This window comes from Coprococcus sp. RTP21204st1_G4_RTP21204_210225, assembly GCF_040915385.1.
Classification (GTDB): domain Bacteria; phylum Bacillota; class Clostridia; order Lachnospirales; family Lachnospiraceae; genus Allocoprococcus; species Allocoprococcus comes.
In genome coordinates this window covers 87,112-108,338 of sequence record NZ_JBCPDP010000003.1, presented here as the reverse complement: position 1 = coordinate 108,338, position 21,227 = coordinate 87,112, and the positions used below count along the sequence as shown (strand labels likewise).

Sequence of the window (21,227 nt, the reverse complement as noted above, 5' to 3'; positions counted from 1 at the left end):
CTCCTATTTCAATAAGTTTCCAGAAATAACCATACGCTGAACTTCTGAAGTTCCTTCGTAGATTTCTGTAATCTTTGCGTCACGCATCATACGTTCTACATCGTATTCTCTGATGTATCCGTATCCACCATGTAACTGAACAGCCTTTGTAGTAACTTCCATCGCTACTTCTGCTGCATAAAGCTTAGCCTGTGCAGCTTCGACAGAGTAAACTTTCTGTGTAGCTTTTGCCATGGCAGCTTTGTATACCATCATCTTTGCAGCCTCTACCTTTGTAGCCATATCTGCAAGCTGGAACTGTGTATTCTGGAACTGACCAATCGTGCGTCCGAACTGTTTTCTTTCTTTTACATATGCGATTGTTCTGTCAAGTGCGCCTTCAGCGATTCCAAGAGCCTGAGCGGCAATACCGATACGTCCGCCATCAAGAGTATGCATAGCGATACCGAAGCCCTTGCCCTGTGCTCCAAGGAGATTTTCTTTTGGAATACGGCAGTCTTCAAAAATAAGCTCGTATGTTGAAGATCCACGGATACCCATCTTCTTCTCTTTGGTTCCGAATGTGAATCCCGGAGTGTCTTTCTCTACGATGAATGCAGAAATCTCTTTCATCTTTCTGCCACGTTTTTCAACAATACCTGTTACGGCGATAATGATGTAAACATCTGCTTCTTTACCGTTTGTGATAAAGCATTTTGATCCGTTTAATACCCATTCATCTCCGTCAAGAACAGCCTTAGTCTGCTGTCCCTGTGCATCTGTACCTGCCCCAGGTTCTGTAAGGCCGAAAGCTCCAAGCTTTCTTCCTGATGCAAGATCCGGAACGTATTTTGCTTTCTGCTCCGGTGTTCCGTATGTCAGGATCGGGTCTATACAAAGAGAGGTATGCGCAGATACGATTACAGATGTTGTGGCACAAACCTTTGCAAGTTCTTCTACACACATTACGTATGTCAGTGGATCACATCCCTGTCCCTCGTATTCCTTCGGTACCGGAATACCAAGAAATCCATATTTCGCCATTTTTTCAACTGTTGCTCTTGGGAAAACTTCTGTCTCGTCCACTTCCTGTGCAAGTGGTTTTACTTCGTTTTCTGCGAATTCTTTAAACAGAGTTCTCGCCATTTCGTGTTTCTTATCTAATCCGAAATCCATTTATTCTTCCTCCATGTCTTTATTTAGAACATCCATTACTGTGCATCAACCGGAGTTTTTGTGCGGTCTGCATTGTATACATAGAATCCTTTTCCGCTCTTAACTCCAAGGTTTCCACCACGGACCATCTTACGAAGCAGCGGGCATGCACGATATTTGCTGTCGCCTGTTTCTGCATAAAGTACATCCATGATAGCAAGGCAGATATCAAGTCCGATGAAATCACCAAGCTCCAGAGGTCCCATTGGATGGTTTGCACCAAGCTTCATTGCTGCATCGATTCCTGCGATGTCAGATACACCTTCCATCTTGATGAAAGCTGCTTCATTGATCATCGGAACAAGGATACGGTTTACTACGAAACCTGCTGCTTCATTAACCTGTACAGGTGTCTTTCCGATTTCTTCTGCGATCTTCTTGATTGCATCTACAGTTTCAGCCGGTGTATTTACGCCTGCGATCACTTCTACTAATTTCATACGGTCTGCCGGGTTGAAGAAATGCATACCGATCATTGGACGGGTAAGTCCGTTGCCGATTTCTGTGATAGAAAGGCTGGAGGTATTTGATGCAAAAATGCATTCAGGTTTTGCGATCTTATCAAGTTCACTGAATGTAGTTTTCTTAACTTCCATGTTCTCAAATGCTGCTTCTACGATCAGATCACAATCTGCGCAGAGATCTTCTTTGAGTCCCGGAGTAATTTTTGCAAGAATTGCATCAACTGCTTCCTGAGTTAATTTTCCTTTCTGAACAAGTCTGTCATAGCCTTTAGCGATTTTAGCTTTTCCGCCTTCTGCCCATTCCTGTTTGATGTCACAGAGTGCTACTTCATATCCATCTACCTGAGCAAATGCCTTTGCAATGCCCTGTCCCATTGTTCCTGCGCCAATAATTCCTACTTTCATTGAAATTACCTCCATTTTATAAATTTAATTTTCCAGGGGAGAGTTAATTCTCCCCTTTATTAAACGAACTTATTTATTAAGGAAAGCTTCTACTTTTCTCTTTTCAAGGAATGCTGCCATTCCTTCTTTCTGGTCGTAGGATTCAAAGCATCCGCCGAAGAGTTTTTCTTCTACTACGATTGCCTCATCCATTCCCTTTTCAAGACCTTCATTGATTGCCTGTTTGCAGTGTCTTACTGCGATCGGTGCATTCTTTGCAATGCCTGCTGCCATCTTCTTTGCTGCCGGCATCAGTTCTTCCTGCGGATATACGGCATTTACAAGACCGATTCTGTAAGCTTCGTCAGCTTTGATATTTCTTGCAGTGTAGATCATCTGCTTTGCCATACCAGGTCCGACAAGTCTTGCAAGTCTCTGTGTTCCACCAAATCCAGGTGTAATTCCAAGGCCAACCTCCGGCTGTCCGAATACTGCATTGTCTGAACAGATACGGATATCACAGCTCATGGAGATTTCACATCCGCCACCAAGAGCGAATCCATTAACTGCTGCGATTACCGGAATCGGAAGTGTTTCGATCTTACGGAAAATATCATTTCCTTTCTTTCCAAAAGCTTCTCCCTCTTCTTTTGTAAGAGTACTCATCTCAGCGATATCTGCACCGGCTACAAAAGATTTTTCTCCTGCTCCTGTAAGGATCAGGCATCTGACTGCATCAAGATCAACACCGTCGATCGTTGCATCAAGTTCATCAAGAACTGCACTATTCAGTGCGTTCAGTGCCTTTGGACGGTTAATGGTAATAATTCCAACCTGTCCTTCTACTTCATATGTAATAAATTCCATCATCAACATCTCCTTTTGATCTGGTTTATTAATCACGTTCTACGATTGTAGCGCATCCCATTCCGCCACCGATACAAAGTGTTGCAAGACCTTTCTTTGCATCACGTTTCTGCATCTCATGAAGAAGTGTAACAAGGATACGGCATCCTGAAGCTCCTACTGGATGTCCGAGAGCAATTGCTCCACCGTTTACATTTACTTTATCCATGTCGAATTTCAGATCATGTGCTACTGCAAGTGACTGTGCTGCGAAAGCTTCGTTTGCTTCGATCAGATCCATATCATCTACAGAAAGCCCTGTCTTAGCCATTACTTTATTCGTAGCTGCAACCGGTCCAACACCCATGATAGATGGATCTACTCCGCCGAGTGCTCCTGCTACCCATGTTGCCATCGGTGTAACGCCGAGCTCTTTTGCTTTTTCTTCACTCATAACAACGATTGCTGCTGCTCCGTCATTGATGCTGGAAGCATTTGCTGCTGTTACAATACCATCTTTTTTGAATGCCGGACGAAGTCTTGCGATTCCTTCTGCTGTTGTTCCCGGACGCGGTCCTTCATCTGTATCAACTACGATGGTTTCTTTTTTCTTCTTCACTTCTACAGGAACAATCTCATCTTTGAATTTTCCTGCTTCGATTGCTGCGCAGGCTTTCTGCTGGCTTGCTGCTGCAAATTCATCAAGCTGTTCTCTTGTGAGTCCCCACTGTTCTGCTACATTCTCAGCAGTGATTCCCATGTGATAGTCATTGAATGCATCCCAAAGTGCGTCATTTACCATTGTATCGATCATCGGTGCATTACCCATTCTGTATCCATAACGTGCGTTTTTCAGTGCATATGGAGCCATAGACATATTTTCCATACCGCCTGCTACAACGATATCAGCATCTCCTGCCTGGATCATCTGTGCAGCCATGTTCACACAGTTAAGTCCGGATCCGCAAACAACGTTAACCGTAACTGCCGGTGTCTCGACCGGAAGACCTGCTTTTAAAGAAGCCTGACGTGCAACGTTCTGTCCAAGACCTGCCTGGATTACACAACCCATATATACATGATCAACCTGTTCCGGAGCAACACCTGCTCTATTTAAAGCTTCTTTGATAACGATAGATCCTAATTCCGGTGCCGGAGTTGTAGAAAGAGCTCCACCCATACTTCCGATTGCTGTACGACACGCACCTGCTAACACGATTTTCTTTGCCATCACTTTTTCCTCCTTTTACATCTTAATGGTAAGTATCACTTCTTATTAGATATATACTGTTTTACTTTCCGTTTTTAAGATTTTCGCAAGGGACTTTTTTGTCCTCTTTTTTTAATATACTACCCATTTCCCGTTCTGTCAAATATTTATCAATCATTTTTTATCATTTAATTTTCTTTTAACATTTTCACCAACATTTTTTCACAATACATCTGCATTATTCGTCATTTCCAACACACCACTTTTATATTGACCTTTCCCAGATATGGTGCTACACTTAAGATTGTTAAAAATTATTCAACCAGAATACTATAATTAAATTATGAATGAGAAGGTGTGAAAATGAGCAAAAGTTTTGAAGAATTAATCTCAAAAGCAAATCAAAAAACCTTAAAGAAAGTCTCTGTTTCCAACGCACAGGATGAGCCGGTACTGCAGGCTGTCAAAGCTGCAAAAGAGCAAAATATCGCAACAGCCATCCTTGTCGGTGATGAAGCCAAGATCCGCGAGATTGCCGCTTCTATTGATATGGATCTGACAGATTTCGAAATCATCAATGAGCCTGTTACCGAAGCAGCTGCATTAAAGGCTGTTGAGCTTGTACACAACGGCAAAGCTGATATCCTTTTAAAAGGATTGCTTGAAACAAAGACATTCTTAAAGAGCGTATTGAATAAAGAAGTCGGACTTCGTACCGGAAAGATGCTGTCTCATGTATGCGTATTTGAGATTGAAGGCATTAACCGTCTTCTGTTCTTCACAGACGTAGCTTTCAATACATATCCAACCCTTGCAGATAAAGTCAATATCATCAACAATGCAGTAGAAGTCGCACATGCATGTGGCATCGAATGCCCGAAGGTTGCTCCTCTGTGTGCAGTTGAAACAGTGAATCCAAAGATGCAGCCAACAGTCGATGCCGATAATCTCACCAAGATGTACGAGAGTGGCGATTTCAAAGGATGCCAGATCTACGGACCACTTTCCATGGATCTTGCGATCGATCCGGAAGCAGCTGTTCACAAAGGTGTGACTAATCCAGTAGCCGGACATGCTGATATTCTCCTCTTCCCGAATATCGATGCAGGAAATATCACATATAAGATTCTTGTCCGCACTGCAAAGGTCAAGATCGGTAACGTACTTGTCGGAACAAGCGCTCCGGTTGTACTTACATCACGTTCTGATGATTTCCAGACAAAACTGAATTCTATCGCTCTTGCGACCGTAATCGCAGGATCGATCACAGACTAAGGAGGATCTTTTTATGAGCTATAAAATTTTAGTAATCAACCCGGGATCTACTTCTACCAAGATCGGTGTGTACGAAGACGAAACTTTGTTATTCGAAGAAACACTCCGTCATTCCACCGAAGAGATTGCAAAATATGCAACCATCGTTGACCAGAAAGATTTCCGTAAAGAACTGATCGTAGATATTCTCGCAAAGAACAGCTTCGACATCAAATCTCTGAATGTTGTAGTAGGACGAGGCGGACTTTTAAAACCGATCCCAGGTGGAACCTATCCAGTATCTGACGCACTTCTTGCTGACTTAAAAGCAGGTGTGCAAGGACAGCATGCATCGAACCTTGGAGGCATCCTTGCCCGCGAAATCGGTGATGAGATCGGAGTTCCTTCTTACATTGTTGACCCGGTTGTTGTCGATGAGATGGAACCTGTTGCAAGATATTCCGGAATCCCGGAACTTCCGCGTATCAGTATCTTCCACGCACTGAACCAGAAAGCAGTTGCCAAACGCTACGCCAAAGAACAGAGTGTATCTTATGACTCCCTGAACCTGGTCGTTGTACATATGGGCGGCGGTGTATCTGTCGGTGCTCATAAAAATGGCAAAGTTGTCGATGTCAACAACACGCTTGACGGAGACGGACCTTTCTCACCGGAACGTTCCGGCGGTGTACCGGCAGGCGCACTCGTAAAAATGTGTTTCTCCGGTCAGTACACACAGGATGAAGTATATAAAAAGATCAACGGGAAAGGCGGTCTCAACGGATACCTTGGAACCAACAACATGCGCGACGTTGCAGAACGTGCCTTTGAAAAGGGTGACGAAGAAGCAGCCGGTGTATTCCACGCATTCACTTACCAGGTTGCCAAAGAAGTCGGCGCCATGGCAGCCGTACTTAACGGCAAAGTAGACCAGATCCTTCTCACCGGCGGTATCGCATACAGCGATTATGTAACATCCGAGATCAAGGAAAAAGTCGGATTCATCGCCCCAATCACCGTCTACCCAGGAGAAGACGAACTCCTCGCTCTCGCCCAAGGCGCTCTTCGTGTATTAAACGGCGAAGAAAAACCTCTGGTATATTAATTTTTTTCAAAGCCCTAAAACATGCAAAACGCATATATCTCATCGTAGAAAAAAGTCTGGCACACCTCGCCAGACTTTTTTAGTTACTACGCTTTTATTTAATAATGTCAATAGCTTCGAGGGACAAATTGGGCAAAAGATATTGCGTCTATTCGTCTTTTGTGCAATGGAGATGAAACCCAAAAATCGTGGAAGCCTCTGCTGAACACGATTTTCGCTTTAGGGGGTTCATCGGAATGGTTTGCACAACTAGAATAGACGCATTATCTTTTGCCCAATTTGTCAACACAACCTAAATCATTCAAAAAAGGCAGACACTTAAAAAGTATCCACCCTTTTTTTTCTATCCCTAATCTCTTTTAACTACAGCAGAGCATCCCATTCCGCCACCAACACAAAGTGTTGCAAGACCTGTATGTACATCTTCTTTCTGCATCTCATACAGCAGACTTACAAGGATTCTCGCACCTGAGCATCCAACCGGATGTCCGAGAGCAATTGCTCCACCATTGACATTCAGTTTGCTAAGATCAAATCCAAGATCCTTTCCAACTGCTACTGACTGTGCTGCAAATGCTTCATTTGCTTCGATCAGATCGAAATCTCCGATCTCCATTCCCAGCTTCTTCATAACCTTACGTGTTGAATAAACCGGTCCGATTCCCATGATTGCCGGATCACATCCTGCGAGTTCTCCGCCGATCCATGTTGCCATAGGTGTTACGCCAAGCTCTTTTGCTTTTTCTTCGCTCATAACGATAAGTGCAGCTGCACCATCATTGATTCCGGATGCGTTACCTGCTGTAACCATACCGTCTTTCTTGAATGCCGGGCGAAGTCTTGCAAGACCTTCTTTTGTGATTCCTTTACGAGGGCCTTCATCTGTATCAACAAGAATCGTTTCTTTTTTCTTCTTCACTTCGACCGGAACAATCTCGTCTTTAAATTTACCTTCTGCCATTGCTTTTTCACATTTGTTCTGAGACCATGCTGCAAATTCATCCAGTTCTTCTCTTGTAAGTCCCCACTGTTCGCAGATATTTTCTGCTGTGATTCCCATGTGATAATTATGGAATGCATCGGTCAGACCATCCTTGATCATAGCATCTTCGATTGTCGCATTTCCCATACGATATCCATAACGTCCGTTTCTCAACATGTACGGAGCCATTGTCATATTTTCCATACCACCTGCAACGATGATATCTGCATCTCCAGCTGCGATCAGCTTCGCTGCAAGGTTTACACAGTGAAGACCGGATCCACAAAGTACGTTGATAGTTGTTGCCGGTACTTCATTCGGGATTCCTGCATATACAGCTGCCTGACGTGCCGGGTTCTGTCCGTTGCCAGCCTGGATAACATTTCCCATATACACTTCGTCAACCTGATCCGGAGAAACGCCCGCTCTTTTGAGAGCTTCTTTGATTACGATCGTTCCAAGTTCTACAGCCGATGTATTTGCAAACTGTCCGCCCATTACACCGATTGCTGTACGACATGCTCCTGCTAAAACAACTTTTCTTGCCATGATAAAAATCCTCCTTTATTTTGTAAATCACCTGATGTTTTTATTATAATCCTCTAAAAAACAGAATTCAATAGATGCTTGATATTTTTTTAACATTTTTTATGTTCTATTCCAGGTACATGCCTCAATTCGATTGAGAGATTTCTTGATAAATGTTAAGCTTTTCTCGGTGTTTATACTTATTGACACTCACATCATTATTATGTTTTTTTCAAAAAAACAATTTTGTCATTGACATTTATATAGCAATTTGTTAAATTAAAGTTGCTCATATGACTGACGGAAGTGGAATGAACCACAGGGAAATATGAGGATTTGATTATTTAGCCGACCGTCTGGGCGATTCAGCTCAGATGCCGGCTTTTTTTACGCATTTTTATAAGATTATCATAAATCCGGGCTATATAAAAGGCGTAAACATCCATCGGTTCTTCTAGCTGAACCTTTTCATATGTCTGGAATTTGCCAGAACTTTCCGGGCATAAACCGCAGCAACACAGTGTATAATAACCGGGTCATAGGTACTATGGCTCACCCACAAGAAGGAGGAATAACCAAATGATGCAGAAAGAACAATGGCAGGGATTTGAAGGAAGACTCTGGAAAGAAGAAATCAACGTTCGTGATTTTATCCAGAACAACTACACACCTTACGAGGGAGATTCTTCATTCCTTGCAGACCCGACCGAAGCAACAAACCAGCTCTGGGGCAAGCTTCAGGAACTCCAGAAAGAAGAACGTGCAAAAGGCGGCGTTCTGGATATGGAAACAGAAGTGGTATCTTCTCTTACCGCTTACGGTCCAGGTTATATCTGCGAAGAACTGAAAGATAAAGAACAGGTTGTGGGTCTTCAGACTGACAAACCTTTAAAACGTGCATTTATGCCGTTCGGTGGAATCAAAATGGCTGAGGAAGCATGCAAAACTTACGGATATGAACCAAACCCGAAATTTCATAAAATCTTTACAGATTATCATAAAACACATAACCAGGCAGTATTTGATGCCTATACTCCGGAAATGAAAAAAGCACGTCACAATAAGATCCTTACAGGGCTTCCGGATACTTACGGACGTGGACGTATCGTCGGTGACTACCGTCGTGTTGCTCTTTACGGCATCGATCTTCTGATCGCTATGAAGCAGGACGATCTCGCAAACTGCGGATACGGATCCATGCGTGACAATGTCATCCGTCAGCGAGAAGAACTTGCAGAACAGATCCGTGCCCTCAAGGGTATGAAAGAAATGGCTGCTATCTACGGATTCGACATTTCCGAGCCAGCAAAAAATGCAAAAGAAGCATTCCAGTGGCTGTACTTCGGATACCTTGCAGCAATCAAGACTCAGAACGGAGCTGCCATGAGTGTCGGACGTGTATCTACCTTCCTTGATATCTACATCAAGAGAGATATGGAAGCAGGAATCCTTACCGAAGAAGAAGCTCAGGAATTAGTTGACCATATGACAATGAAATTCCGTATGGTTAAGTTCGCACGTATCCCATCTTACAACCAGCTCTTCTCTGGTGACCCGGTTTGGGCTACACTGGAAGTCGGCGGAATGGGACAGGACGGACGTTCTATGGTAACAAAGACAGACTACCGTTTCCTGCATACCCTGGAAAACATGGGACCTTCTCCGGAACCGAACCTGACTGTACTTTACACAGAACGTCTTCCGAAGAACTTCAAGGACTACGCTTCACATATTTCTATTGAAACAAGTTCTATCCAGTATGAAAATGATGATGCAATGCGTCCGGTATGGGGCGATGACTATTCTATCTGCTGCTGCGTATCTGCAACACAGACAGGTAAAGAAATGCAGTTTTTCGGAGCAAGAGCAAACCTTGCAAAATGCCTTCTTTACGCGATCAACGGTGGTGTCGACTGCAAGTCAAAAGATCAGGTAGGACCGGCTTACACACCGATCACTTCTGAATACCTTGATTATGATGAAGTAATGGCTAAATACGACAAGATGATGGAGTGGCTCGCTGGACTGTATGTAAACGTACTGAACCTGATCCAGTACATGCATGACAAATACTACTATGAAGCATCTCAGATGGCACTGATCGATACCGATGTACGTCGTACATTTGCAACAGGTATCGCAGGATTCTCTCATGTAGTTGACTCCTTAAGTGCGATCAAATATGCAAAAGTGAAAACAATCCGTGACGAAAACGGACTCGTTGTAGATTTCGAGACAACCGGTGATTTCCCGAAATACGGAAATGATGATGACCGCGCAGATGATATCGCAGTATGGCTTCTTCAGACATTTATGAAGAAACTGAAAAAGCATCACACCTACCGTGAATCCGAACCGACAACTTCTATCCTTACCATTACCTCAAACGTTGTATATGGAAAAGCTACCGGTGCTCTTCCGGACGGAAGAAAAGCAGGCGCACCGCTTTCACCTGGAGCAAACCCAAGCTACGGTGCAGAACAGAACGGACTTCTTGCTTCCTTGAACTCCGTTGCCAAGCTGCCTTACGAATGGGCACTTGACGGAATCTCTAACACCCAGACCATCAACCCGGATGCAATCGGACATACTCCGGAGGAACGCATTAACAACCTGGTAAATGTTATGGACGGATACTTCTCTCAGGGTGCTCACCATCTGAACGTCAACGTATTCGGAACAGAAAAACTTCTTGACGCTATGGAACATCCGGAAAAAGAAGAATACGCAAACTTTACGATCCGTGTATCAGGATATGCGGTTAAGTTCATCGACCTTACACGCGAACAGCAGCTCGATGTGATCGCAAGAACCTGCCACGATCGTATGTAATTACCGAACTTACACTCTTTTGCCAAACATATCGTTATGCTGGAAGTCATGCATTTTAAAATGCATGACTTTCGGTACATACAGAGATGCTGCTGGCAGCTTTTCCTGCATACTAAGGCATTTAAAAGACTCTGCCTGATCCGCAGTTTTCCAATCACACAATGAAAAAGGAGATTTTCATATGACTCAAATCAAAGGACTTATTCACTCTACAGAAAGCTTTGGTTCTGTTGACGGACCTGGGGTACGTTTTATTATATTTGTTCAGGGATGTCCACTGAGATGTCAGTTCTGCCATAACCCTGACACCTGGAATATGACAGATAAAAACGGCGCCACCTGGCGCAGTGCCGATGAGCTTCTTGCGCAGGCTCTGCGTTACCGCACTTACTGGAAAAATGGCGGTGGAATCACAGTAAGTGGCGGAGAACCTCTCCTTCAGATTGATTTTCTGTTGGATCTTTTCAAAAAAGCAAAGGCAAAAGGTATTCACACAACGATTGATACTGCAGGCGGTCCTTTTACCAGAGAAGAACCATTTTTCTCCAAATTCCAGGAGCTGATGCAGTATACCGATCTTCTTCTTGTTGATATCAAGCATATCGATGAAAAATCTCACAAAGAGCTGACCGGAAAAACAAATAAAAACATTCTGGATATGATCCGCTTTCTCTCCGATATCAAAAAACCTGTCTGGATCCGCCATGTACTCGTACCGGAGCGCAGCGACTATGATGAATACTTAAACCGGTTAAATGATTTTATCCAGACACTTGATAATGTAGAAAGAGTAGAAATCCTGCCTTATCACACACTTGGTGCCTACAAATGGAAAGAGCTGGGACTTGATTATCCCCTCGAAGGGATCAATCCACCTTCGAGAGAACGTGTGGAAAATGCAAAGAAGATCCTGCACTGTTCGTAAAAGTTACTGTTCACAGTACCTGTGACCAGCAACGCATAAGACACATTTTAAAAAAATAGATGACAGCTTTCTCTTCATATTTTACCTGTAATGTGCTATGATTGGTGTAGTGTATTTAAGAGAGGAGCATTATAGCAATGAACGAAAGAATGGAACGCGTATTGGAAAAAATGAGAAAAAAAGGAATCGATCAGTTACTTGTATCTGATCCACTCAGCATCCGCTTCTTAACAGGCATCACGGTAAATCCTGGGGAAAGATTATATGCCCTGTTGCTTCGTACAAGCGGAAAGCACACGATTTTCCTGAACTATCTGTATTATGTTTCCAATACAGGTTTTGAAGAAGTATGGTTCAGCGATATGGACGATCAGATTGGTGTTCTGACCAGGCATATCGACACCAAAGGCGTACTCGGTATCGATAAAGTATTTCCGGCACGTTTTCTTATTCCGCTTCAGGAGCGCTGCCCTGAGCTGAAGACCGTATGGGGATCTGACTGTGTAGATGGTGTCCGCGCAGTAAAGAATGCCGAAGAAATTGAAATCATGAAACATTCTACAGAAATCAATGATCTGGTAATGGAACGAGCTGCTGCTTATATCAAAGAAGGTATGACCGAAAAGCAGATTGCTGATTTTATCGATGCAGAATACCTCAAAGAAGGTGCGAGTGGTGTAAGCTTTGATACCATCGTATGTTTCGGTGCGAATGCAGCTGACCAGCATCATACACCAAGTGAGACAAGAACCTTAAAAGCCGGTGAATGTATCCTGATCGATATGGGCTGCGTATGGCATGGATATTGTTCAGATATGACAAGAACTTTCTACTGCAAGAGCGTAGATGATGAGCAGGCTAACATTCATGATATTGTCCGCACTGCTGTCGAAAAGGCAGAAGCTGCGATCAAGCCGGGAGCACGTTTCTGTGATATTGATGCACAGGCAAGAGACTACATCGACGAAAAAGGCTACAGCGAATACTGGAAGATCCGCCTTGGACACTTCATCGGACAGGAAGACCATGAATATGGCGATGTCAGCCCGATCAATAAAAATGTGGCTGAACCTGGTATGATCTTCTCCATCGAGCCTGGTATCTATATTGAAGGCAAGTACGGCGTCCGTATAGAAGACCTCGTTCTGGTAACAGAGGATGGACATGAAGTTCTGAATAAGGTAGAAAAGAAATACCGGATTGTTGGGTAATTAAGTATATGACAAAAAGAAACGCAGTTTGAATATCCACACTGCGTTTCTTTCTTTTTACTCTGTTTTAATATCAACAACTTCATAGACAGACGCTACATCTTCCTGATAATCCATTAATAATACCAAATCGTATTTATTAGTAAATGAATCATCATTTCTTTTTCCTTCTACTGTTACTTTAGCTTCCACATACCCAATAGTTCTTTCATTATATAAAGCTTCACTTGCTTTTTTAATTTCTACTGTAATATTATCTGTCTGAATTTTACTATCTTTATAAAATTCTTCCCTCTGCTGCTTTATTTTTTCTCTTTCTTTATCTGATGTAATAATTTCATATAACTTTTCATCTGTTACTTTTTTTGTATCATCGGAAAAGCTATCATCAATTCCTATAGTTGCTTTAGCCCAGTTTTGAATTCCTTCTTCTATTTTTTGTTTTGAATCATCTGGAATTTCTTTATCTGTTTTTTCAATTTTATCATAAAAACTTTTCGTATCATTATTGATTGTTATTTCGAATTTTTTGTCTTTTTTTTCACTTTTTTTACTTCCGCAGCCAAAAATGGTCATGATACTTAAACAAATTACTGCACCTATTATTAATCTTTTTTTCATTTTCTTTTCCTTAATATAATTGCCAGAAGCATCTTTTCCGACACCTCTGGCAATTAAGTATTACCTTATTTTACTTAAGACTGTTCTTATTAACGAACGTGTCTTTTTCTGCAAATTACAGTAACAATTGCAGCTGCACAAATAGCCATTACAAGAATGTTCATTACTACATGAGCTGAATCTCCTGTCTGAGGTGTTTCTGCATTTTCTGCTTTCTTCTCAGCTTTTTTAGCTTTGTTTGCTGTTTTATCTGCTTTTGTGTTGTCAACTTTGCTGTTATTTTTGTCATCAGCTTTGTTGTCATCTTTTTTAGTATCATCTGGTGTTGTCGGCTCAGTCGGATCTGTTGGCTCAACTGGATCTACTGGATCAACTGGATCAACTGGATCAACTGGGTCTACAGACTGAATCTTTTCTACGATCATTGTATGTCCACCAGTTGCTCCAAATGGAACCTGAATGTTTGTTACCTGATCTACACCTTCTGCAAGCTGATAGCCTTCTGGAAGCTGGAAGTCTTCTCCAAGCATGAATGTCCATGCTTCGCCTTCTCCACCTACTGCTGTTGTGGATACAGTCTTAGTATCAACAACTTCTCCATCAACTGTTTCAAATGTGATAGTTAAAACTGTTCCTACTGTTTCTGCTGGGATCGGTTCTACGATCATTGTGTGTCCACCAATTGCTCCAAACGGAATCTGGATGTTTGTTACCTGGTCAACACCTGTTGCAAGCTGGTAACCTTCCGGAAGCTGGAAGTCTGTTCCAAGCATGAATGTCCATGCTTCGCCTTCTCCACCTACTGCTGTTGTGGATGCTGTTGTTTCTCCAACTTTTTCTCCATAGATTGTTTCAAATGTTACATTTAATACTGTCTCTACGGTTTCTGAAGGAACTGCTTCTACGATCATAGTATGTCCAGCTGTTGCTCCGAATGGAACCTGGATATTTGTTACCTGATCTACACCTTCTGCAAGCTGATAGCCTTCCGGAAGCTGGAAATCTTCTCCAAGCATGAATGTCCATGCTTCGCCTTCTCCACCTGTTGCTGTTGTTTTTGCTGTTGTTGTATCAACTACTTCTCCATCAACTGTTTCGAATGTTACATTTAATACTGTCTCTTTTACTTCAGAAGGAATTGCCTCTACAAGCATTGTAAATCCACCTGTTGAACCAAATGGTACTTCAATGTTGGTTACCTGATCTACACCTTCTGCAAGTTTATAACCTTCCGGAAGCTGGAAATCTTCTCCAAGCATGAATGTCCATGCTTCACCTTCTCCACCTACTGCTGTTGTTTTTGCTGTTGTTGTACCAACTACTTCTCCATCAACTGTTTCAAATGTTACAGTTAATACTGTTTCCTTTGCCGGTTCAACTGGATCTACTGTATCATTAATTGGTTCTACAATAATTGTATGTCCGCCCATTGCACCAAACGGAATCGGAATGTTTGTAACCTGATCTACACCTTCTGCAAGTTTATAACCTTCCGGAAGCTGGAAGTCTTCGCCAAGCATGAATGTCCATGCTTCACCTTCTCCACCTACTGCTGTTGTGGATGCTGTTGTTTCTCCAACAACTTCTCCATCAACTGTTTCAAATGTGATATTTAATACAGTTTCTTTTGGTGTAACATCACTCTTAATTGGTTCTACAAGCATCGTGTGACCGCCAATTGTTCCAAACACAACTGGGATAACTGTAACCTGATCTACACCTTCTGCAAGTTTGTAGCCTTCCGGAAGCTGGAAATCTGTTCCTAATGTGAAGTACCATGACTCATCCCCTGCTCCTGTTGCTCCAGTCTTGGCAGTCGTTTCTCCAACTTTTGTTCCATCAACTGTTTCAAATGTGATATTTAATACAGTTTCTTTTGCAGGATCAACTGGATCTACTGTACCGTTGATTGGTTCTACAACAATTTCAGATGAAGTCGTTGCTCCACATGGAAGCTGAATGTTAGTGTTCTGCTCATAATCTAATCCTGTTGCAAGCTGATAGCCTTCTGGAAGCTGATAATCCTGCCCAAGCATGAATGTCCATCCATCACCTACTGCTGTTGATGTTAACGTCTGAGAATCAACCACTGTTCCATCCTTAAGTACAAATTTTAAATATAATGTAGTTACAGTCTGCTGAACCTTTTTCACATAAACATCTTTTGAAGCACCGTCAAGGTATGGAGCAACAGATACTGTTGTAGATTCTGTATATTTACCATCTACTTCATATCCTGATGGCATAATAGAACTAATATCTACATCCTGTGCCACTCCTTCTTTACCATTTACTACCATGTACTGTGGATCACCGACAACTGCATCACCGTTATCAACGTCATGGAATACAAACTTAACGCTAAAATCCCCATATACATCACTAGCGAAAACACTTAATGAATTAACCATTAACATCGCTAATGTAAGGCATGCAACAAGGATTTTTCTCATACTCTTTTTCATAACCTTTTTTCCATCCTTTCTTAATTTTGAGTATAAGTCTCTCTCGTATGTCCCCCCTTTTTATTCAAATTTTCGCAGAAACTATTTTCCTGCCTGTAAAAAAAGTTTCTACTATTTCAAAAGCCACCCAACGCGTAGAGACAATTATTTTCGCCAAATGACTTCTGACTTTGACTTCATTTCCGAGAGGTTATACCGCCAATATCTCCTCTTGTGTCTATTATCTAGTTTTCACATTGCGGCATATTCATACAGTGTTAGTATACGTCTTAGTTTTTAAGATGTCAATCGATTGTGTCTTAATTCTAAGACTTTCTGTGTTTTTTCTCATAAACATCCTCCGTTTTTGTTCACTTTGACGAACCGTTAATTGTTTCATTATCAAACCCACTCTTTTCTAGCTTTTTTAATATTTTTGTCATGTATTTTATTATTTATCGAAACCTGTCGAAAAACTTCGCACCAATACCCTTTAGTCTTATTTTTTAAGATTTTTATTATTAAAAGTACCTTTTTTAAGACTTTCCACTTCCTAACATCAATTTCCATTATAATAGGTAATAACATATACAGATTTCGCTTATACTATATAAGAACTCTTAGAAAGGAAGACCTGCTCATGGAACATATTGGAGAAATTCTCCGGACAGCACGTGAAGATAATTTTTATACTCAGAAGAAAGTAATGGAACTGACCGGTATCAACCGCAAGACTCTGTCCGGCTATGAGAACAGTGTAGCTGAACCAGATCTTGACACATTTGCCAGATTACTCCGCTTATATCAACTTTCTGTGGATGAAGTATTAGGAATTAAGACTTCTATCCCCCCCCTCGCATTTTTCCCTTTCGCGCTGCGAACGAAAAATGCTTACTCTTTTCCAAAAATTTGACACCAGCCACCAGGAAGAGCTTTTGATTCAGTTTCAATCTCTCGCAGACTATCTCGATAAAAAATCAAAATAAATTGTTATTGCTTTTTCCTGCTCTGACCATTTATAATGAACTTATACTATGTTTGAAGGGGGAACATTTTCATGAAAGATTTTGGTAAAATTCTGAAAAACGCCCGTGAAAATAAAGAATATACCCAGAAACAAGTGATGGAATTGACCGGTATCCACAGAAAATCTCTGTCCGGTTATGAGAATAACGTTGCCGAGCCGGATCTCTCCACTTTCGCAACCCTTGCCAATCTGTATGGCATCTCTGCAGATGAAGCTTTGGAAATTGGTGAACCGGATCCTTCTGTTTCTTTGCTTCGTTTTGAATTCCAAGTTCTTTCTTTATTTAAAGAACTCGATGCAAAGCATCAGGAAGAACTTCTGATCCAGATCACCGCACTCGTCAGATATTTAAATGCAAAAAATATGGTGCCGCAAAATCATCAATCCAGATAATTTTGCGGCACCACCGATTTATACATGTAAATTCTTTTCCATTTCCTGACGCATTTCTTTTCCCTTGAAAAGCACCAGTCCGATCAGCATCAGCACGCCCATCCCAATTGAAATCACAGACGGAAATACAATTCGTACCTTACCAGTCAGCAAAAAGATAAATGGTAAGATCATTCCGTAAAGCGCCGCCATCACAAAGTACACCAGATAGTCCTTCGCCTGACGGTAATACACCCTCGATATGATCAGCATCGAAATCATAATCAAGCCACTGACTCCCGGAAGCACAAAGTCAATCGACCAGCCATGCCAGCCGGTCAGCCAGTCCCAGATAATACAGCCGACTGTCACAATGATCAGCTGCCACATGGCATTCTTCAGCAGATTGTACCGCTTGAAGAAACCGACTGCGAGCGCCAACCACATACTGAACGCACCGCCGCACACAAACAGTGACAGATGGAAATTCGTATCAATGCTATAATCCACTCCCAGTGCCGCCACAATCGCGATCATGCAAAGAAATGTAAATATTTTGAAAATCTGCATTCCTTTCGCTTCTGTCATCACACTTTCCGGATACTCCACTTCAAGGATCTCAGGCTTTACTTCCTGCTCTTTCAGAATCTGGAAAAAGTTGTCCTTGATCGCATCACAGTCATATCTGGACGTAAATCCCAGATAAATCTTATCCCGTAAGGAACACATACAAAGCTCTACTTTCGGCGTACTTGTATAAACACCAAAATACCTGATATACGTCTCATAGCTTTCCGGCATCCGGATGATTCCCATGTTGGAAAAAATAGCGGTCACATCACTTTCTGCCGTCCTCGCCCCGATATTGATACAGACATTTTTCAGTTCCAGCGGCGCAAATTTCAGGATTGGATGCACCTGCAAGGCGAAGTAATCGTTCATCCGCTTCTCCATCTTTTCCGCTGTCAGTTCTTCTTTAAAGCATGCATTTACTTTTTGCACAACATCTTTGAACTCTTCTTTTCCACCCTGAAAATGATATCCCGGTTCGATCCAGTTGAAGAAATTGAGCATTGTATTGGTCGGAAAGAAATTACGCAGATTTACCGGAACCATCAGTACAACCGGCTTGATTTCCTGCCGTCTTGTCATTGTCCGGTGAATCGCACACAGATATACCGCAGTCAGAAATACCGTCATCGATACACCATAAGTCTTTGCCTGATGCCTCAGTTCTTCGACCGGAATTTCTGCCTCTGTCGTCTGCAGGCTTCCAAGCTCACGCCGGTTTCCGCGAAGCTGATGCGCTGCCGGTTTTTTCTCCTTTTTGCGGTCTGCCTGGCGGGAATAATATCTTTCAAATCCATCTGCTTCCTGATCGAAAAGGCTCTCCGAATACTCTGACAGAACCACATCCTCCAGTCCATCCTCATGATGTGCCAGATACAGATAATTTTTCACCAGCTCCCGTACAAATTCACTGGCACCGGTTCCGTCCGTCAGCACATGAAAGACCTCAAAATTGATTCTCTTTTTGTAATAAGTCACTTCAAAAAGCAGATCTCTCTTATCACGGATATAAAGGCTGCTGCACGGCTCCTTATACTCTTCTCTTACAACCGGTCTTTTATTACTCTGTTCCAGATAATGCCAGAACAGTCCCTTTCGCAGCACGGACAGAAAGATCGGATATTTTTCCAGTGTCCTGTCTACCGCCTTCTGCAGGATCTCCTGCTGTATATCCTCTTTCAATTCACAGTAGAACCGGAATACACGGGTATCCCTTTTACTGCTCGCCGCCGGAAAAAGCTTCGCTGCATTGTCCAGCCTTCTCCAGTGCTTTACATTTGTCTGCGGCATTTTCTATTCCCCCTCCAGAAAATGATTGATATATTCAAAACTTTCCTGTACATGCAGACTCCGGATTCCCAGTGCAAAATATCCGTGAAGTGCATCCTTGATCCGGTGTACTTCCACCCGGTTACCTGCCTCTGCAAGACGTCTTCCATACGCTTCTCCCTCATCCCGGAGCGGATCAAATTCTGACGTCAGGATCAGTGTATCCGGCTGTCCTGACAGATCTTTCTCCAGAATCGGTGCAAAATATGGATTTAACTTGTCCTCTTCCGAACCTGCATAAAGATTGATATAATCTTTTAATTTGCCTGCCGTCAGAAGATAATCCTGCCCGTTCTCCCTTACAGAAGAGAACAGACTCTTCTCTGAATAATCATTATTGACTGCCGGATAGATCAGAATTTGTCTCTTTGGCATAAATTCGCCACGGTCCCGTGCCATAATGGACAATGCAGCTGCCAGATTGCCACCTGCACTGTCTCCAATCAGAGTAATATCCTCCGGCTTTGTATCTGGATGCGTATACAATGCTCTTGCCACGGTATAACAGTCCATAAGCCCGGTCGGGAACTTGTGCTCCGGCGCCAGGCGGTATTCTACTGCTGCTACAGTCTGCCCCGTCGCCTGTGCCATCCGGGAACATACTCTCTCATAATTTTCCACATGCTCAGTCGCCCATCCTCCTCCGTGAAGGAAAAGCATGATCTTTCGTCCCTTGATCTGATCTTTTTCCAGACACGATGCTTCATCCGGGAAAAATACCCGGATCGGAACTTCATAATCGCCGTTATATACCTGCAGATCCATTTTTTTATAAAAAATTTTCATCGGATCCAGTCTTTTCAGATCCGCAAGCTGCCTTGATACTTCTACATCAATCCCTCCAAAAGACAGGATTTTCAGGATTGCTTTTGTTGCTATATTGATTGCCATATTTTTCTGTCCTCATTTATTTTTTCATACAGATTTATTCTACCATAGAATGATGTCCCCTACCACTCTTTCTCTTTCCATCTTTGCTACATTAACCCATTTTTAATTTTTCAGATTTCACAATCATCTCATTATTTATTTGACACAGACTGTCAAAACAGTTACCATACACTTATGCACAAGGAGGGTGTATTTGTTTTATGAATAATAAAAAAAATATAGACGACTATTTTGATGACAACTTTGAAGTAACTTATACAGGCGATCTCCCGTCGATCCCTGTGGGGCAGGATGATTATGACGACACAGACTACCTTAACGATTATGAAACTGACGACTACTACGATGAAACAGACAGGCTTGCTCCTGATTATGACGATGATTATGAAGAAGAGGATTCTTATTATGACCGCCAAAGACCAGCCAGACGGACAGAACGGAGAAATTCCCGCAGACGTCACGATTCCTCTTCTGAAGAACTGGCTGATCCAATCCGGAATATTGCCCGCACCGGAAGTACTGCCGCTGAGAAACTGACCACTTTCATCCTTCGCCCGGCACCGGTACTGATGTCCGCCGTCATCTTGGCGATTACCTTTTTCTCGTTCTGGAACCAGATGTCTAATTATGGCGATATCAAGACACTGAGCTCCACTCCCGATCTTACACTGGTTGCATACCTGGCTGTCGGAGGGGTTATGCTAATCTGGATGCTGTCTACGTTCTTTTTCACATTAAGTGGCATCCGGCACGGAACCGGACGAGGGCTTACCTATTTTGTTCTGGTATATATTCTTTCCTACCTGTTCAGCCTTGCGGCAAATGCAATTCCTGCGGATGTCGAACTGTTTACCGGTATCCGGGGCGGCATCCTGGTATTTGGTTCTCTTTACCCGGCATATTTTCCATTCTGCGTGGTGGGAATTATTACTTGTATTTTGCGGAAAGTTTTGAAGTAAAACATTCCTCATACTAAGGCATATGCCTTAGGGCATCCTCATATGGTGTTTTGCTTTATAAGTGAACAACAACTAATTA

The 21,227-nt window shown here is 42.5% G+C and carries 17 protein-coding genes and 1 riboswitch; of the genes, 8 read left to right on the top strand and 9 right to left on the bottom strand.

Features of this window, described 5'->3' with window-relative positions:
* Window positions 1–3 precede the first annotated feature (3 nt).
* The 4 genes from AB5213_RS03825 to AB5213_RS03810 all read right to left on the bottom strand — a co-directional run bounded on the left by AB5213_RS03825 (window position 4) and on the right by AB5213_RS03810 (window position 4,119).
* Window positions 4–1,155: an acyl-CoA dehydrogenase gene (locus tag AB5213_RS03825; RefSeq protein WP_008371917.1), complete on the bottom strand. Its 1,152-nt coding sequence runs from the start codon at window positions 1,153–1,155 to the stop codon at window positions 4–6.
* A 35-nt stretch (window positions 1,156–1,190) separates the two neighbouring features.
* Complete coding sequence (locus AB5213_RS03820; protein ID WP_022220766.1) at window positions 1,191–2,063, bottom strand: 3-hydroxyacyl-CoA dehydrogenase family protein; 873 nt, start codon at window positions 2,061–2,063, stop codon at window positions 1,191–1,193.
* 69 nt (window positions 2,064–2,132) lie between these two features.
* Window positions 2,133–2,909 (bottom strand): enoyl-CoA hydratase-related protein, encoded by a 777-nt coding sequence (locus AB5213_RS03815; RefSeq protein ID WP_022220767.1) that lies wholly within the window; start codon window positions 2,907–2,909, stop codon window positions 2,133–2,135.
* Between the two features lie 28 nt (window positions 2,910–2,937).
* Entirely contained in the window at window positions 2,938–4,119 is a 1,182-nt protein-coding gene (locus AB5213_RS03810; RefSeq protein ID WP_022220768.1) for an acetyl-CoA C-acetyltransferase, read from the bottom strand.
* A gap of 342 nt (window positions 4,120–4,461) precedes the next feature.
* Between AB5213_RS03810 and ptb the strand changes: the two genes are divergently transcribed.
* Window positions 4,462–5,373 carry a phosphate butyryltransferase gene (gene ptb / locus AB5213_RS03805; protein ID WP_368276358.1) on the top strand — a complete coding sequence of 304 codons (912 nt, stop codon included), beginning with the start codon at window positions 4,462–4,464 and terminating at the stop codon, window positions 5,371–5,373.
* A 13-nt stretch (window positions 5,374–5,386) separates the two neighbouring features.
* Window positions 5,387–6,457, top strand: coding sequence for a butyrate kinase (gene buk, locus AB5213_RS03800; protein ID WP_173686724.1), 1,071 nt, complete (start codon window positions 5,387–5,389; stop codon window positions 6,455–6,457).
* A 349-nt stretch (window positions 6,458–6,806) separates the two neighbouring features.
* Here buk and AB5213_RS03795 read toward each other — a convergent pair whose 3' ends face one another.
* Complete coding sequence (locus tag AB5213_RS03795; RefSeq protein ID WP_055296819.1) at window positions 6,807–7,988, bottom strand: acetyl-CoA C-acetyltransferase; 1,182 nt, start codon at window positions 7,986–7,988, stop codon at window positions 6,807–6,809.
* Window positions 7,989–8,250: 262 nt separating this feature from the next.
* A riboswitch (ZMP/ZTP riboswitch) is annotated at window positions 8,251–8,336 on the top strand.
* 210 nt (window positions 8,337–8,546) lie between these two features.
* On the opposite strand from AB5213_RS03795, the gene pflB reads away from it, so the two are divergent.
* From pflB to AB5213_RS03780, 3 genes are all read left to right on the top strand, one after another.
* Complete coding sequence (gene pflB, locus AB5213_RS03790; RefSeq protein WP_055157354.1) at window positions 8,547–10,799, top strand: formate C-acetyltransferase; 2,253 nt, start codon at window positions 8,547–8,549, stop codon at window positions 10,797–10,799.
* A 181-nt stretch (window positions 10,800–10,980) separates the two neighbouring features.
* Complete coding sequence (gene pflA, locus AB5213_RS03785) at window positions 10,981–11,724, top strand: pyruvate formate-lyase-activating protein (protein WP_008371941.1); 744 nt, start codon at window positions 10,981–10,983, stop codon at window positions 11,722–11,724.
* 137 nt (window positions 11,725–11,861) lie between these two features.
* Complete coding sequence (locus tag AB5213_RS03780) at window positions 11,862–12,935, top strand: Xaa-Pro peptidase family protein (protein ID WP_022220826.1); 1,074 nt, start codon at window positions 11,862–11,864, stop codon at window positions 12,933–12,935.
* A 57-nt stretch (window positions 12,936–12,992) separates the two neighbouring features.
* Here AB5213_RS03780 and AB5213_RS03775 read toward each other — a convergent pair whose 3' ends face one another.
* The gene (locus tag AB5213_RS03775) at window positions 12,993–13,556 is read right to left on the bottom strand and encodes a hypothetical protein (RefSeq protein ID WP_022220825.1); all 564 of its coding nucleotides are present in this window, start codon (window positions 13,554–13,556) and stop codon (window positions 12,993–12,995) included.
* A gap of 89 nt (window positions 13,557–13,645) precedes the next feature.
* Window positions 13,646–16,021 carry a hypothetical protein gene (locus AB5213_RS03770; protein ID WP_179961108.1) on the bottom strand — a complete coding sequence of 792 codons (2,376 nt, stop codon included), beginning with the start codon at window positions 16,019–16,021 and terminating at the stop codon, window positions 13,646–13,648.
* 619 nt (window positions 16,022–16,640) lie between these two features.
* Here AB5213_RS03770 and AB5213_RS03765 point away from each other — a divergent pair.
* Both AB5213_RS03765 and AB5213_RS03760 read left to right on the top strand, forming a co-directional pair.
* Window positions 16,641–16,913 (top strand): helix-turn-helix domain-containing protein, encoded by a 273-nt coding sequence (locus AB5213_RS03765; protein ID WP_252198765.1) that lies wholly within the window; start codon window positions 16,641–16,643, stop codon window positions 16,911–16,913.
* Window positions 16,914–17,057: 144 nt separating this feature from the next.
* Window positions 17,058–17,420, top strand: coding sequence for a helix-turn-helix domain-containing protein (locus AB5213_RS03760; protein WP_368276357.1), 363 nt, complete (start codon window positions 17,058–17,060; stop codon window positions 17,418–17,420).
* Between the two features lie 18 nt (window positions 17,421–17,438).
* Here the strand turns inward: AB5213_RS03760 and AB5213_RS03755 are convergent, their stop codons facing one another.
* On the bottom strand, window positions 17,439–19,259 hold the full coding sequence (locus AB5213_RS03755) for a DUF6320 domain-containing protein (RefSeq protein ID WP_368276356.1): 1,821 nt from the start codon (window positions 19,257–19,259) through the stop codon (window positions 17,439–17,441).
* A 3-nt stretch (window positions 19,260–19,262) separates the two neighbouring features.
* A complete protein-coding gene (locus AB5213_RS03750; protein ID WP_022220641.1) occupies window positions 19,263–20,189 on the bottom strand; it encodes an alpha/beta hydrolase in 927 nt (308 codons plus the stop codon).
* 200 nt (window positions 20,190–20,389) lie between these two features.
* On the opposite strand from AB5213_RS03750, the gene AB5213_RS03745 reads away from it, so the two are divergent.
* Complete coding sequence (locus AB5213_RS03745) at window positions 20,390–21,148, top strand: hypothetical protein (protein ID WP_215634077.1); 759 nt, start codon at window positions 20,390–20,392, stop codon at window positions 21,146–21,148.
* Window positions 21,149–21,227: the final 79 nt, after the last annotated feature.

Bases quoted from the DNA above. Each gene is read 5' to 3' on its own strand.
- AB5213_RS03825 (WP_008371917.1), bottom strand. From the start codon at position 1,155: ATGGATTTCGGATTAGATAAGAAACACGAAATGGCGAGAACTCTGTTT.
- AB5213_RS03820 (WP_022220766.1), bottom strand. From the start codon at position 2,063: ATGAAAGTAGGAATTATTGGCGCAGGAACAATGGGACAGGGCATTGCA.
- AB5213_RS03815 (WP_022220767.1), bottom strand. From the start codon at position 2,909: ATGGAATTTATTACATATGAAGTAGAAGGACAGGTTGGAATTATTACC.
- AB5213_RS03810 (WP_022220768.1), bottom strand. From the start codon at position 4,119: ATGGCAAAGAAAATCGTGTTAGCAGGTGCGTGTCGTACAGCAATCGGA.
- ptb (WP_368276358.1), top strand. From the start codon at position 4,462: ATGAGCAAAAGTTTTGAAGAATTAATCTCAAAAGCAAATCAAAAAACC.
- buk (WP_173686724.1), top strand. From the start codon at position 5,387: ATGAGCTATAAAATTTTAGTAATCAACCCGGGATCTACTTCTACCAAG.
- AB5213_RS03795 (WP_055296819.1), bottom strand. From the start codon at position 7,988: ATGGCAAGAAAAGTTGTTTTAGCAGGAGCATGTCGTACAGCAATCGGT.
- pflB (WP_055157354.1), top strand. From the start codon at position 8,547: ATGATGCAGAAAGAACAATGGCAGGGATTTGAAGGAAGACTCTGGAAA.
- pflA (WP_008371941.1), top strand. From the start codon at position 10,981: ATGACTCAAATCAAAGGACTTATTCACTCTACAGAAAGCTTTGGTTCT.
- AB5213_RS03780 (WP_022220826.1), top strand. From the start codon at position 11,862: ATGAACGAAAGAATGGAACGCGTATTGGAAAAAATGAGAAAAAAAGGA.
- AB5213_RS03775 (WP_022220825.1), bottom strand. From the start codon at position 13,556: ATGAAAAAAAGATTAATAATAGGTGCAGTAATTTGTTTAAGTATCATG.
- AB5213_RS03770 (WP_179961108.1), bottom strand. From the start codon at position 16,021: ATGAAAAAGAGTATGAGAAAAATCCTTGTTGCATGCCTTACATTAGCG.
- AB5213_RS03765 (WP_252198765.1), top strand. From the start codon at position 16,641: ATGGAACATATTGGAGAAATTCTCCGGACAGCACGTGAAGATAATTTT.
- AB5213_RS03760 (WP_368276357.1), top strand. From the start codon at position 17,058: ATGAAAGATTTTGGTAAAATTCTGAAAAACGCCCGTGAAAATAAAGAA.
- AB5213_RS03755 (WP_368276356.1), bottom strand. From the start codon at position 19,259: ATGCCGCAGACAAATGTAAAGCACTGGAGAAGGCTGGACAATGCAGCG.
- AB5213_RS03750 (WP_022220641.1), bottom strand. From the start codon at position 20,189: ATGGCAATCAATATAGCAACAAAAGCAATCCTGAAAATCCTGTCTTTT.
- AB5213_RS03745 (WP_215634077.1), top strand. From the start codon at position 20,390: ATGAATAATAAAAAAAATATAGACGACTATTTTGATGACAACTTTGAA.